A 12,587-nucleotide genomic window follows, 5' to 3' on the forward strand; every position below is an offset into this window, starting at 1 on the left:
CGGTCTCCCAGGGAAGCGAGGCGCTTTCATCGCGAGCAAGCTTTGCTCCCACAGCTCAATCGCCTTGCCACAACAAGCGTTGCAAACAGATGAGCAACTCAATGATTTCCAGGACCGCGGCCCATGCATGAGCATCCGCTACAACGCTTTTTCAGATCCTTGCGCGAACGCCCGGTGTTCGCGTGGGAGCGCTATCGGCAGCGCGATGTGTTGGTGATCGATCACCCGTTGTGCCAGGCGGTGTTCAGCCGCCAGGGCGCGCAGTTGCTGCACTTTCAGCCGCGCGGCCAGAAGCCATGGTTGTGGTGCGCGGCCAAATGGCCACACGTCGGCGCGATACGCGGCGGGGTGCCGGTGTGCTGGCCGTGGTATGGCCGCCATCCCAGCGAAAACGCCTGGCCGTGCCACGGTTGGGCGCGGTTGATCGATTGGAAACTGCTCGACAGCCGCAGTGACGACGAAGGTGTGCATTTGCACTGGCAACTGCAATTGTGCGACTGGCAAGTAGACCTGCATGCCGACCTGGGTGAGCGCATGGAACTGCGCTTGAGCACCGAGCACCAGGACAGCCTGCCGTGCCAGTTGAGCCAGGCCTTGCACGCCTATTGGCGCATCGGTGACGTCGGTGAGGTAGCGCTGTCTGGGCTCGAAGGTGCGCAAGGTTACGACCAGCTCAACCGTGAGGTTTGCCAGCAGGAAGGTGAGTTGCGGGTCGAGGGTGGCTGTCAGCGGGTGTTCCAGCACGAGGGTGAATTGCAGCTCAAGGATCACGCCTGGCAGCGCGAGCTGTGCATCGACACCGGCGACAGTGCTGACACCGTGGTGTGGCATCCCGGCGCCCGGCCATTGCTGGGGGTGAGTTGGGATGAGGTCAGTGAGTTTGTCTGTGTCGAAGCGGCCAGTGGCGGCACCGACAGTCTGTGCCTGGCGCCGGGGGAGCGGGCGCATTTGAGTTTGCAGGCGTGGGTGGGGGCTTAGCTCAGTATCTCTGATGTGGCGGCTGGCCCCTTCGCGAGCAAGCCCGCTCCCACATGGGGTTCGGGTTGTTCACAGAACTTGTGATCAACATAGACCTTGTGGGAGCGGGCTTGCTCGCGAAGACGGACTATCAGGCACTGAAGATTCTGGATCGAGTCAGTTGAACTCATCCCCCACCGGATACCGGCTGGCATTCAGGCTTTCCTTGATCTTGCGCAAATGCGGCTGGAAGTCCACGCCCCGCCGCAGGGTCATGCCGGTGGCGAGCACGTCCAGAACGGTGAGTTGGATGATCCGCGAGGTCATCGGCATATAGATGTCGGTGTCTTCGGGCAGGGGAATGTTCAGGCTCAGGGTACTGGCCTTGGCCAGCGGCGAGCCTTCGGCGGTCAGGCCCAGTACCGACGCGCCGTTTTCCCGGGCGATGCGCGCCACTTCCACCAGCTCGCGGGTGCGGCCGGTGTAGGAAATGATCACGAACAGCTCGCCGGTGTGGGCCACTGACGCGATCATGCGCTGCATCAGCACATCGGCGTGAGCGGTCACCGCGAGGTTGAAGCGGAAAAATTTGTGCTGGGCATCCAGGGCCACCGGGGCGGAAGCACCGAGGCCGAAGAAGTGGATCTGCCGGGCCTGGATCAGCAGGTCCACGGCGCGACTGATCAAATTGGGATCAAGGGCCTGGCAGGCGCTGTCCAATGACGCAATGGCACTGCCAAAGATCTTGCGGGTATAGGCTTCCGGGTTGTCATCGGCTTCCACTGCGCGGCTGACATAAGCGGCGCCGCTGGCCAGGCTCTGGGCCAATTGCAGCTTGAGTTCCGGGTAACCGCTGACGCCGAACGAGCGGCAGAAACGGTTGACGGTCGGTTCGCTGACCGAAGCCGCCTGGGCGAGGGCAGCGATGCTGAAGCGGGTCGCCTGCTGCGGGTTGAGCAGGATGATCTCGGCCACCTTGCGTTCGGCCTTGTTCAGGTCTTCAAGGCGACTCTGGATCTGTTCCAGTAAGTTTCGCACGCGGTCCATACAAGATTCCTAGGAAGACGGGTCTTTGATACGACCCTTTGCGGTGGCCTATCCTACTGATGGCTCCGACGGACCACCACCCGGAATCGGTATTTTCGAAAAATGTTGTGGTTATTACTACATTTTTCCTTGAGTGATACCTTGAAAAAAGGTATTTGTAGTTTAACTTGATAAAAGAACAAACATCATGCCTTCGATTACGGTTGAACCGTGCACCTTTGCCTTGTTCGGCGCGTTGGGCGATCTGGCCTTGCGCAAGCTCTTTCCTGCCCTGTATCAGCTCGATGGCGCCCAATTGCTGCACGAGGACACGCGGATCATCGCGTTGGCCCGTGAGCCCGGCGGCGAGCAGCAGCACCTGGCATTCATCGCCGCCGAGCTGCGCCGTTATGTCGGCGAAAAAGACCTGGACGAAGCCGTACTCGAGCGTTTCCTGGCCCGTTTGACCTACCTGCACGTGGATTTCCTCAAGGCCGACGATTATGTCGCCCTGGCCGAAGCGGCCGGTTCGGCCCAGCAGGTCATTGCCTATTTCGCCACCCCGGCGGCGGTGTATGGGGCGATCTGCGAGAACCTGGCGAAGGTCGGCTTGAGCGAGAATACCCGGGTGGTGCTGGAGAAGCCCATTGGCTCGGACCTGGAGTCGTCGCGCAAGGTCAACGATGCCGTGGCGCAGTTCTTCCCGGAAAACCGCACCTATCGCATCGACCATTACCTGGGCAAAGAGACGGTCCAGAACCTGATTGCGCTGCGGTTCGCCAACAGCCTGTTCGAAACCCAGTGGAACCAGAACTACATTTCCCACGTGGAAATCACCGTGGCCGAGAAAGTCGGTATCGAAGGCCGCTGGGGCTATTTCGACAAGGCCGGCCAACTGCGGGACATGATCCAGAACCACCTGCTGCAGCTGCTGTGCCTGATCGCCATGGACCCTCCGGCCGACTTGTCCGCCGACAGTATCCGCGACGAGAAGGTCAAGGTGCTCAAGGCCCTCGCGCCGATCAGCCCGGAAGGCTTGACCACGCAGGTGGTGCGTGGCCAGTACATCGCCGGCCACAGCGAGGGCAAGTCGGTGCCTGGCTACCTCGAAGAACCCAATTCCAACACCCAGAGCGACACCGAGACGTTCGTCGCCCTGCGCGCTGACATCCGCAACTGGCGTTGGGCCGGGGTGCCGTTTTACCTGCGTACCGGCAAACGCATGCCGCAGAAGCTGTCGCAGATCGTCATCCACTTCAAGGAACCGTCCCACTACATCTTCGCGCCCGAGCAGCGTTTGCAGATCAGCAACAAGCTGATCATCCGCCTGCAACCGGACGAAGGGATTTCCCTGCGAGTGATGACCAAGGAGCAGGGCCTGGACAAGGGCATGCAATTGCGCAGCGGTCCGCTGCAACTCAACTTCTCCGACACCTATCGCAGCGCACGGATTCCCGATGCCTACGAGCGGTTGTTGCTGGAAGTCATGAACGGCAATCAGAACCTGTTTGTCCGTAAAGATGAAATTGAAGCCGCGTGGACGTGGTGTGACCAGTTGATCGCCGGGTGGAAAAAGTCCGGCGATGCGCCCAAGCCGTATGCGGCGGGGTCCTGGGGGCCGATGAGCTCCATTGCACTGATCACGCGGGATGGGAGGTCATGGTATGGCGATATCTGAAGTGAAACTGCCGCAGGGCGTCAGCGCCCACGAATTCAAGAACCCGGTGCTGCTGGCCGAAGGCCTGGCGCTGAACGTGGCCGAGCAGTTGCGCAAGGCGATCGATGCGCGCGGCACGGCGACCCTGGTGGTCTCCGGTGGCCGCAGCCCGGTGGCGTTTTTCCAGCACCTGGCCAAGCAGGCGCTGGACTGGTCCAAGGTGGTGGTCAGCCTGGCCGACGAGCGCTGGGTACCGGTTGAACACGCCGACAGCAACGCCGGTTTGCTCAAGCGTTACCTGTTGCAGGGCGCCGCGGCCAAGGCCCAGTTCCTGAGCCTCTACAGCGCCAGCGCGCACCTGGAAGCGGCTGCCGAGCAGGCCGATCGCTTACTGGCCGAACTGCCGCCCATCGACGTACTGGTATTGGGCATGGGCGATGACGGGCACACCGCCTCGCTGTTCCCGGACAGTCCGAACCTGGCCCAAGCCCTGGACGCCAACGGCACTCGTCGTTGCTGGCCGATGCTGGCGCCGACCGTGCCGCACCAGCGCTTGACCATGAGTCGCGCCTTGCTGGCCTCGGCGCAACACAAAGTGCTGTCGATTTCCGGTCAGTCGAAATTGACCACCCTGAACGCCGCGGTGGCGGGTGACGATGTCGCCGAAATGCCGATCCGCGCGTTTTTGCAACCTACGTTAGAGATTTACTGGTGCCCATGAACCAAGGATCAGCCGCTATGACAAACCCATCCCCGACCGTTTCCATGGCGGACAAAGTTGCCCTGATCGACAGCCTCTGCGCCAAGGCGCGGATCCTGCCGGTGATCACCATCGCCCGCGAACAGGACATCCTGCCGCTGGCCGATGCCCTGGCCGCCGGTGGCCTGACGGCGCTGGAAGTGACGTTGCGTTCCCAGTACGGTCTCAAGGCCATCCAGATTCTGCGCGAGCAGCGTCCGGAATTGGTGACCGGCGCCGGCACGGTGCTCGACCGCCACATGCTGGACGCCGCCGAGGCAGCCGGTTCGCAGTTCATCGTCACCCCGGGCATCACCCGCGACCTGCTCGAAGCCAGCGTCTATAGCTCTATCCCGTTGCTGCCAGGCATCAGCAACGCCTCGGGCATCATGGAAGGCTACGGCCTGGGCTATCGCCGCTTCAAACTGTTCCCGGCCGAAGTCAGCGGCGGTGTCGCGGCCATCAAGGCCTTGGGCGGCCCGTTCGGCGAAGTGAAATTCTGCCCGACCGGCGGCGTGAGCCCAGCCAACATCAAGAGCTACATGGCGTTGAAAAACGTGATGTGCGTGGGCGGAAGCTGGATGCTTGATCCGGAGTGGATCAAGAACGGCGACTGGGCCCGCATTCAGGAATGCACCGCCGAGGCCTTGGCGCTGCTGGACTGATTGTTTTACCGAACCTCGTTGGGTGTTCTACGGTTTTACGGTGCGCTTGGTCGGCGCACCGTTTTTTTTTGCCTGGACTTTTACGCCGGTACAGATTTCCTGTGGCGAGGGAGCTTGCTCCCGCTGGGCTGCGAAGCAGTCCTGAAACCTGTCACCTCGGTCCGCCAGGTCAATCTCATTGTGCCTTTTGGGGCTGCTGCGCAGCCCAGCGGGAGCAAGCTCCCTCGCCACAAGGGACTAGGTACGGCTCAGTTCAAGCAGCGCCTGGGTCAACCGCTCGATATCACTCGCCAAGGTAATCAACCCAGGGGTAATGCGGATGCACGGCCCGACGCTGGTATGGCGCACCACCGTGAAGATTCCATGCTCAGTGAGCAGTCGATCGGCCATCGCCTGTTGATCGGCGTGAGCGGTGAAGCGCATCGCCGTGATGCCGCAATAGAGACGCCGGTCATCCGGGGTCATCACTTCGATGCCCGGCACATCGCGCACGGCCTTCACCCACAGGTCGCGCAGGTAACACAGGCGCGCGCCTTTGGCCAAGGCGCCGCCCAGGCTGCGGTGTTCTTCGAAGACCAGGGGCAGGGTGAGCAAGGCCGGGATGTTCGGCGTGCTATGGGGCGTGCGCGAGCGGACGTCGGTGGCGGGGTAGCTGTCTTCGTCCATGTCCGGGTCGATGTCGGCCAACCGCTGCGGGGCGATGTACAGGAAGCCCTGGGAGAGGGGGCCACCGATCCACTTCTGCAGGTTGAACCCGGCAAATTCGATCCCGAATTTCTTCAGGTCGAAATCGATCTGGCCCAGGGCGTGGGCACCGTCGAGGATGATATCGACGGCAAACTCCCGGGCGTTCTCGGCAATGGCCTGGACCGGCATCACCAGCCCGGTGAGGTGGTTGACGTAGGTCAGCGCCATCAGCTTGAGACGAGGGTAGCGAATGAACGCTTCGCGATAAGTGCCCACCAGGCTTTCGAAACTGGCGGGGTGCTGGTGGACGATTTCGATCACTTCCACGCCACGCCGGCGGGCCAGCCAGCGCATCGCGCTTTTGACCGAGGCATATTCTACGTCACAGATCAGCACTTGATCGCCCGGCTTGAGGCCGTTGTAGTTGCGAATCAAGGTTTGCAGGGCATCCACCGCGCTGTTGGCCAACGTCACGCCCTGGGGTGAGGCGTGGATCAGTTGGGCCACCTGTCGCCGAATGGCTTCGCCGTGTTCCTGGTCGAACTGCTGGCGCACGTACACGGAGTTGCCGCGGTTGATGAATTCGATGTTGCGCTGGTATTCCTCCACCACGGTGCGGGACATGCGTCCGAAGTAGCCGTTTTCCAGATTGAGTGGCCCGGCGGGATCGATGTCGTAGCGGTCGACAAAGGTTTTCCAGAAAGCTTCGTCGTGGGCACGCAGCGTGTTTTCGGGCATGGCGGGTCTCAGTCAGTCAATGGCGAGGTTTGGGCAGGCCATGTTTGGCGCGCAGCGGGTCCAGCAGGTCGGACAAACCGTTGTGGTCGATTTCCTGCATCAACGCCAGCAAACCGCCCAGTTCACCCTTGGGAAAGCCCTCACGGGCGAACCAGTTCAGGTATTGACCCGGCAGGTCGGCGAGGATTCGGCCCTTGTATTTACCGAAGGGCATTTGACGCGTGACGAGCAATTCGAGCTTTTCCGGATTCATGGCAATCGTCTTGATTCAAACCTGTCTCGAAAATACAGGCATTCTGCATGCAGGCCAAATGACAGATCATGCAAATAGCGCGGATACAGATTTCAGTGGGTTTGTTAAGCAATTGATTTTTAAATAATTTTATTGGAGTTGATGGCTGGCATGGCCGATGCAATATCCCTTGCAGGTTTTCTATTCACCCGCAAAGGAACTGAAAAATGACTGACATCAACAAAGAATCCATCTCCGTCTTGAACGACCTGATCGAGACCAGCAAGGATGGCCAGGAAGGGTTCAAGACCTGCGCTGAAGACATCAAGCATCCGGAACTCAAGTCGCTGTTCGTCCAGCGTGCCGCCGATTGCGCAGCCGCTGCGGCTGAACTGCAAGCTGCGGTTCGCGCCCTCGGTGGTGATCCGGAAACTTCCACCAGCGTCGCCGGTGACATGCACCGTCGCTGGGTGGACGTGAAAGCCATGTTCACCGGTAAGGACGAAGAAGCGGTGCTCAACGAAGCCGAGCGCGGTGAAGACCATGCGCTCAAGGCCTATAAGGAAGCGCTGGAAAAAATCAGCAAGCATAATCTGGTCGGCATTCGTGACCTGGTTGAGCGCCAGTACCACGGTGTGCAACGCAACCATGACCAGGTCAAGGCGCTGCGTAACCAGGCACGTGCCCAGAGTTAAAAAGACGCAGCCAACACCGCCGAAAAAAACGCCAGCTTGCCTGGCGTTTTTTGTGGGGGCGACTCAAATTTAAGGTGAGCACTGTTGTGGCGAGGGGATTTATCCCCGCTGGATTGCGAAGCAACCCCCTATATCCGGGCTGACACGACGCAGTAATACAGATGGGACTGGGGCTGCTGTGCAGCCCAGCGGGGATAGATCCCCTCGCCACAAGGTCGGGTCGAGGCATTTCAACTCAGCGCCAGACAGAAACAGTGTTTGTTAAATCCATCAATAATCACCTCTGGACTCTAATAGGTAGCTAGCTAATAATTGCATCGCCTATCCCCCCGCATTGCATCTATTGTTACTGGCATCCCCCAAAGAGTTTTTCGCGTGCCCATTACCTTCCAGGCCTTGTTCGCCCCTGATCGCCTCGCTCTGCAGTTCGCCATCAAGACCGTGCTTGGCGCCGGGCTGGCGTTGTGGCTGGCGTTGCGCTGGGGGTTGGAGCAGCCGTCATGGGCGTTGATGACGGCGATCATCGTCGCCCAGCCACTGTCCGGGATGGTGGTGCAGAAGGGGTTGGCGCGATTGGTCGGCACGTTGGTGGGCACCGTCATGTCGGTGGTGTTCATGGGCCTGTTTGCCCAGGCGCCCTGGTTGTTCCTGCTGGCCCTGGCGCTCTGGCTGGGCCTGTGCACGGCCTGTTCGACGCTGTTGCGCAGTGCCTGGTCGTATTCATTCGTGTTGGCCGGCTACACGGTGGCGATCATTGCCCTGCCGGCCCTTTCCCATCCGCTGGGGGTGTTTGATCAAGCGGTGGCACGCTGCACCGAGATCAGCCTGGGCATCGTCTGCGCCACGGCAGCCAGTGCCTTGCTTTGGCCGTTGCGGGTCGAGCGGCAATTGGCCGGGCAGGCCCTGGCTGCCTGGCAAAGCGGCATGCAGGCTGCCCGTGCGACCCTGGCGGGCGATGCCCAGGCCCGTAAAGGGTTGCTGGAAATCCTGGGCAGGATTGTCGCGGTGGATGCCCAGCGCGAACATGCCTGGTTCGAAGGCAGCCGTGGTCGACAGCGGGCCCGGGCCATCAGCGGCTTGAGCCAGAAATTGCTGATGTTGCTGCGTCTTTCGCGCTCGGTGCGTCGGCAGTGGAAACAGCTCGACCCTGAAGAGGCTCAGGCCCTCCAGCCGTGGATGAACGAGGTGCAACAAGCCCTCGACGCCGACAGTGCGACCCTGCAAGCCTTGCGTCCCCGGGTATGGGATGCGTCCCACGACCCGCAGTTCAGCGCGGCGCAAAGTTATTGCCTGGCGCGTTTCGCTCTGTTGCTCGATACCGCCCTGGCCGCCTGCGCAGCCTTGACGGCGGTACAGGAGGGCAGGGAGGCAGCGGATCCACCGCGAACCCTGGCGCCTCATCGTGATCTGTCCCTGGCGATAGTCTTCGGCGCACGCAGTGCCCTGGCGTTCCTGGTAGTTGCTTGTTTCTGGCTGGCAACCGCCTGGCCCGCCGCATCGGGCGCGATGCTACTGACGTGCGTGGTGTGCAGCTTGTTTGCCAGTCGTGAAAACGGCGCGCAGATCGGCATGAGTTTTCTGCGGGGCATCTTTTTGGCCGTGCCGACGGCGTTCGTGATCGGCGAGCTCGTGCTACCGCAATGGAGCAGTTTCGCGATGCTGTGCCTGGCCATGGGGGTGCCGTTGTTTTTCGGGGCATTGGGCATGGCCAAGCCGCAGATCTTCGCCACGGCGACGTCGTTCTGCCTGCATTTCGTGGTGCTGATATCGCCACTCAACACCATGAAGTACGACGTCGCGGCGTTCTTCAACAACGCCCAGGCCATGATGATTGGCGTGGGCGCGGCGGTGCTGGCCTTCAATCTGCTGATTTTGCGCAACCCGGCCTGGCACAGCCGCCGCCTGCTGGCCGCGACCCTTCACGACCTGGTGCGTCTGACCCATCGCCGCCTGCAGGGTGCCGAGAGCTGGTTCGGCGGGCGCATGGCCGACCGGCTGTTGCAGTTGGCCAGGCATTACCCTGAACTGCCGGTGCAGGCGCGTAGCCGTTGGGATGATGGCTTGCTGGGCCTGGACATTGGCGATGAGCTGTTGCATTTGCGCCTGAGCCTGGCCGTCGCCCAAGTGCCCGATACCCGGGCGCAGCGACGTTATTTCGAAGCGCTGGAGCAGGTGCTCGAACGCGGTCCTGCCGGCGACCAGGCCGATGCGCTGGCCCCGGCGAGCGCCGAGTTCCTGAACCTGTTGTCGACCCAGCCGCCCGGCGATGCACTGAAGCTGGCCCAGGGCGCGGTGGTGCAATTGCAAAACAGCTGGCGCGCCTGGTGCCGCCAGCACGAACCTGAACGACGGGAGCACAGCCATGGGCTTGCGTGAGTGGTCGATTGGCGGGGTGTTGCTCAGCCCGTTCCTGATTTATGTGGTGCTGGCATTGCTGGTGACCGGCGCGCTGCGCCTGTTGCTCAGCCTGGTGCCGGCCGGGCGCTGGATCTGGCATGAAGCCTTGTTCGACTGCGCCCTGTATGTCTGTGTCCTGACTGTTATTACCGTGGCCCTCGGGCCGCTATAGGAGTTGAACATGCGTACTTCCGTACGTGTCGCCGTCACGCTGTGCATGGTGGCTGTGGCGATCTTCGCCGGCTTTCACCTGTGGCAGTACTACATGCTCACGCCCTGGACCCGTGATGCGCGGATCCGCGCCGACGTGGTGGTGATCGCCCCCGATGTGTCGGGCTGGGTGCGCGAGCTCAAGGCGGTGGATAACCAGCAGGTCAAGGCCGGTGATCTATTGCTGAGTATCGACCGCGAGCGTTTCGAGGCGGCGGTGGAGAAGGCCCGGGCCGTGGTCCAGACACGCCAGCAGCAACTGAGCCTGCGCGAACACGAAGCCAGTCGCCGCGCCGCCCTGGGGCCCCAGGCCATCAGTGCCGAACTGCGGGAAAACGCCCAGATCAACGCCGGCATCGCCCGCGGCGAACTGCGCGAAGCCCAGGCCGAGGCCAAGGTCGCCGAGCTCAACCTGGCCCGCAGCCAGGTCCTGGCCCCGCGCAGCGGCCACATCACCAACCTGCGCCTGGCCGAAGGCAACTACGTGAATGCCGGGCAGCCGGTGATGGCGCTGATCGACGACTCGACCTTCTATGTGCAGGCCTATTTCGAAGAAACCAAATTGCCCAGGATTCGTGTGGGCGATCCGGTCAAGGTCTGGCTGATGAGCGCCGGCCATGCCCTGGAGGGGCACGTGGAAAGCATCAGCCGCGGCATTACCGACCGCAACACCAACCCCGATGCGCAGTTGCTGGCGGAGGTGGAGCCGACCTTCAACTGGGTGCGCCTGGCCCAGCGGATCCCGGTGCGGATCAAGTTGGACAAGGTGCCGGAGGGGGTAAACCTGAGCGCCGGGATGACGGCGAGTGTGCAGGTGCGTGAAGACCAACCATAAATGTGGGAGCAAGGCTTGCCCGCGATGAAGATGACTCGGTCTCTCAGGGAACCGAGGCGCCTGCATCGCGAGCAAGCTTTGCTCCCACACAGTGGCTCGCCACAGGTCATTCGCTTTAGAGGGTGGTAATCAACCGACAGTGATCGCCGGCAGCGTCGGCAACGTCACGGTCTGCTGCTTGCGCGGGGCGAGGATCTCGGCTTCGCCGTCCACCACCAGTTCGTCGCGTTGGTTGAACACCCGCGTAGCAATACGCACGCGAAACTTCGGCAGTTTTTCCAGGATTTCCAGGCGTACGGTCAAGGTGTCGCCGATTTTCACCGGCTTCTGGAAGCTCATCTGCTGGCCGATATAGATGGTGCCCGGCCCAGGCAACTCGCACGCCACCGCCGCGCTGATCAGCGCCCCGCTGAACATGCCGTGGGCGATGCGCTCCTTGAACATGCTTGCCGCAGCGAATTCGGCGTCCAGGTGCACCGGGTTGTGATCGCCCGACATCGCCGCGAACAGCTGGATGTCGCGTTCCTCGACGGTCTTGCTGTAGCTGGCGGTCTGGCCGATTTCGAGGGCTTCGTAAGGGGTGTTGGTAACCTGGGTCATCTGTTTCAGATCCTGTGGAGTAAAGGAAAACGCTGCAAGCCTACTCGCTGCGTGGCGGCCGCTTGTGGTTCAAGGCCTGGGCAATCCAGGCCAACATGTCGGCGGTCACTTCATCGCGGTTGGTTTCATTGAACAATTCGTGCCGGGCCTGCGGGTAGATCGTCAATTGCAGGTGTTGGCTGCCGGCGTCGCGCAGGGCGTCGGCCAGATCCTTCAGACGCTTGCCTTCGCTCACCGGATCACATTCGCCGCCGATCACCAGCAAGGGCAGGCCCGGATCGATCTGGGCGAGATTGGACGCTTTGCTGATTTGCTGCAAGCCGCCGAGCAGGTCGACCCACAGTTGATTGGTGCAGCGAAAGCCGCACAGCGGGTCGTGGACATATTTGTCGACTTCGGCCGGATCGCGACTGAGCCAGTCGAAAGGGGTACGCGTGGGTTTGAATTTCTTGTTGAAACTGCCGAACGACAGCCACTCGATCAAGGCACTGCGCCCCGTCGCACCCTGGCGCCGACGTTCGAAGCGGGCGATCAGGCGAGCGCTGCGGTAGAGCGTCAGCGGCTGAAAGTTCGAACCGCTGAGTATCGCCCCGTGCAGGCTGGCGCTGTGATGCAGCAGGTAACCTTGGGCGATGTAGCTGCCCATGCTGTGGCCCAGCAGCAGAATGGGTGTATCAGGATGTTGGTGGACGATGTGGTGATTGAGGCTGGCCAGGTCGCCCACGACCTTGGCCCAGCCATCCTCGTCGGCGAAGTGGCCGAGAATCGCCTCCTCGCCGGTCTTGCCATGGCCGCGCAGGTCCAGCGCGTAGACACCGTAGCCTTCGTCGCACAGCGCCTGGGCCAGGCGCGCGTAGCGGCCGCTGTGTTCGGCCATGCCGTGGGCCAGCATGACCACCGCCAACGGGGCGGTGTCGGGCAGCCATTGGTTGATGAACAGGCGGCTGTGGTCGGTCGCGGTCAGCCAGAACGTTTGGTGGATCATGGCGATTCCTTTACACAGGGGCATGTGCAGCGTCGCTGCATTGTATAGCGCATCCGTTGCGTCTCGCCTGAGCCAAGGCAGGAAGATTCACACAATCTATGACGCAGGTTGCCATATTTGCCTGATTGGCCATAGCTGCTAGTGTCCCAGGAGCTCCGCCTCTG

The 12,587-nt window shown here is 61.7% G+C and carries 13 protein-coding genes; 8 read left to right on the top strand and 5 right to left on the bottom strand.

Features of this window, described 5'->3' with window-relative positions:
* Positions 1-123: 123 nt before the first annotated feature.
* Complete coding sequence (locus PSH84_RS11060; RefSeq protein WP_122566841.1) at positions 124-978, top strand: D-hexose-6-phosphate mutarotase; 855 nt, start codon at positions 124-126, stop codon at positions 976-978.
* Between the two features lie 156 nt (positions 979-1,134).
* On the opposite strand, the gene PSH84_RS11065 is transcribed toward PSH84_RS11060, so the two are convergent.
* Entirely contained in the window at positions 1,135-1,995 is an 861-nt protein-coding gene (locus PSH84_RS11065) for a MurR/RpiR family transcriptional regulator (protein WP_170842276.1), read from the bottom strand.
* A gap of 196 nt (positions 1,996-2,191) precedes the next feature.
* On the opposite strand from PSH84_RS11065, the gene zwf reads away from it, so the two are divergent.
* From zwf to PSH84_RS11080, 3 genes are read left to right on the top strand one after another with little or no spacing between them, the layout of a single operon-like run.
* Positions 2,192-3,661 carry a glucose-6-phosphate dehydrogenase gene (gene zwf, locus PSH84_RS11070; RefSeq protein ID WP_092203908.1) on the top strand — a complete coding sequence of 490 codons (1,470 nt, stop codon included), beginning with the start codon at positions 2,192-2,194 and terminating at the stop codon, positions 3,659-3,661.
* A complete protein-coding gene (gene pgl / locus PSH84_RS11075) occupies positions 3,648-4,361 on the top strand; it encodes a 6-phosphogluconolactonase (RefSeq protein ID WP_122566840.1) in 714 nt (237 codons plus the stop codon). Before zwf ends, pgl begins: the two co-directional genes overlap by 14 nt.
* A gap of 17 nt (positions 4,362-4,378) precedes the next feature.
* Positions 4,379-5,044: a bifunctional 4-hydroxy-2-oxoglutarate aldolase/2-dehydro-3-deoxy-phosphogluconate aldolase gene (locus PSH84_RS11080; RefSeq protein WP_122566839.1), complete on the top strand. Its 666-nt coding sequence runs from the start codon at positions 4,379-4,381 to the stop codon at positions 5,042-5,044.
* Between the two features lie 237 nt (positions 5,045-5,281).
* On the opposite strand, the gene PSH84_RS11085 is transcribed toward PSH84_RS11080, so the two are convergent.
* Both PSH84_RS11085 and PSH84_RS11090 read right to left on the bottom strand, forming a co-directional pair.
* A complete protein-coding gene (locus PSH84_RS11085) occupies positions 5,282-6,469 on the bottom strand; it encodes an aminotransferase class V-fold PLP-dependent enzyme (RefSeq protein WP_305482885.1) in 1,188 nt (395 codons plus the stop codon).
* 16 nt (positions 6,470-6,485) lie between these two features.
* Complete coding sequence (locus PSH84_RS11090) at positions 6,486-6,722, bottom strand: DUF3820 family protein (RefSeq protein ID WP_053119117.1); 237 nt, start codon at positions 6,720-6,722, stop codon at positions 6,486-6,488.
* Between the two features lie 206 nt (positions 6,723-6,928).
* Between PSH84_RS11090 and PSH84_RS11095 the strand changes: the two genes are divergently transcribed.
* From PSH84_RS11095 to PSH84_RS11110, 4 genes are all read left to right on the top strand, one after another.
* Positions 6,929-7,396 carry a PA2169 family four-helix-bundle protein gene (locus PSH84_RS11095; RefSeq protein ID WP_122566836.1) on the top strand — a complete coding sequence of 156 codons (468 nt, stop codon included), beginning with the start codon at positions 6,929-6,931 and terminating at the stop codon, positions 7,394-7,396.
* 375 nt (positions 7,397-7,771) lie between these two features.
* Complete coding sequence (locus tag PSH84_RS11100) at positions 7,772-9,772, top strand: FUSC family protein (protein ID WP_305482887.1); 2,001 nt, start codon at positions 7,772-7,774, stop codon at positions 9,770-9,772.
* The gene (locus tag PSH84_RS11105) at positions 9,759-9,965 is read left to right on the top strand and encodes a DUF1656 domain-containing protein (RefSeq protein WP_122566834.1); all 207 of its coding nucleotides are present in this window, start codon (positions 9,759-9,761) and stop codon (positions 9,963-9,965) included. Before PSH84_RS11100 ends, PSH84_RS11105 begins: the two co-directional genes overlap by 14 nt.
* Before the next feature lie 9 nt (positions 9,966-9,974).
* Complete coding sequence (locus tag PSH84_RS11110) at positions 9,975-10,838, top strand: efflux RND transporter periplasmic adaptor subunit (protein WP_305482889.1); 864 nt, start codon at positions 9,975-9,977, stop codon at positions 10,836-10,838.
* A 129-nt stretch (positions 10,839-10,967) separates the two neighbouring features.
* Here PSH84_RS11110 and PSH84_RS11115 read toward each other — a convergent pair whose 3' ends face one another.
* Complete coding sequence (locus tag PSH84_RS11115; RefSeq protein ID WP_014336929.1) at positions 10,968-11,438, bottom strand: MaoC family dehydratase; 471 nt, start codon at positions 11,436-11,438, stop codon at positions 10,968-10,970.
* Between the two features lie 40 nt (positions 11,439-11,478).
* The gene (locus PSH84_RS11120) at positions 11,479-12,423 is read right to left on the bottom strand and encodes an alpha/beta hydrolase (RefSeq protein WP_305482890.1); all 945 of its coding nucleotides are present in this window, start codon (positions 12,421-12,423) and stop codon (positions 11,479-11,481) included.
* Between the last annotated feature and the right edge of the window lie 164 nt (positions 12,424-12,587).

The organism is Pseudomonas beijingensis, from assembly GCF_030687295.1.
GTDB lineage: Bacteria > Pseudomonadota > Gammaproteobacteria > Pseudomonadales > Pseudomonadaceae > Aquipseudomonas > Aquipseudomonas beijingensis.

Coding starts and splice junctions, on each gene's coding strand:
- PSH84_RS11060 (WP_122566841.1), top strand. CDS start 124: ATGCATGAGCATCCGCTACAACGCTTTTTCAGATCCTTGCGCGAACGC.
- zwf (WP_092203908.1), top strand. CDS start 2,192: ATGCCTTCGATTACGGTTGAACCGTGCACCTTTGCCTTGTTCGGCGCG.
- pgl (WP_122566840.1), top strand. CDS start 3,648: ATGGCGATATCTGAAGTGAAACTGCCGCAGGGCGTCAGCGCCCACGAA.
- PSH84_RS11080 (WP_122566839.1), top strand. CDS start 4,379: ATGACAAACCCATCCCCGACCGTTTCCATGGCGGACAAAGTTGCCCTG.
- PSH84_RS11085 (WP_305482885.1), bottom strand. CDS start 6,469: ATGCCCGAAAACACGCTGCGTGCCCACGACGAAGCTTTCTGGAAAACC.
- PSH84_RS11090 (WP_053119117.1), bottom strand. CDS start 6,722: ATGAATCCGGAAAAGCTCGAATTGCTCGTCACGCGTCAAATGCCCTTC.
- PSH84_RS11095 (WP_122566836.1), top strand. CDS start 6,929: ATGACTGACATCAACAAAGAATCCATCTCCGTCTTGAACGACCTGATC.
- PSH84_RS11105 (WP_122566834.1), top strand. CDS start 9,759: ATGGGCTTGCGTGAGTGGTCGATTGGCGGGGTGTTGCTCAGCCCGTTC.
- PSH84_RS11110 (WP_305482889.1), top strand. CDS start 9,975: ATGCGTACTTCCGTACGTGTCGCCGTCACGCTGTGCATGGTGGCTGTG.
- PSH84_RS11115 (WP_014336929.1), bottom strand. CDS start 11,438: ATGACCCAGGTTACCAACACCCCTTACGAAGCCCTCGAAATCGGCCAG.
- PSH84_RS11120 (WP_305482890.1), bottom strand. CDS start 12,423: ATGATCCACCAAACGTTCTGGCTGACCGCGACCGACCACAGCCGCCTG.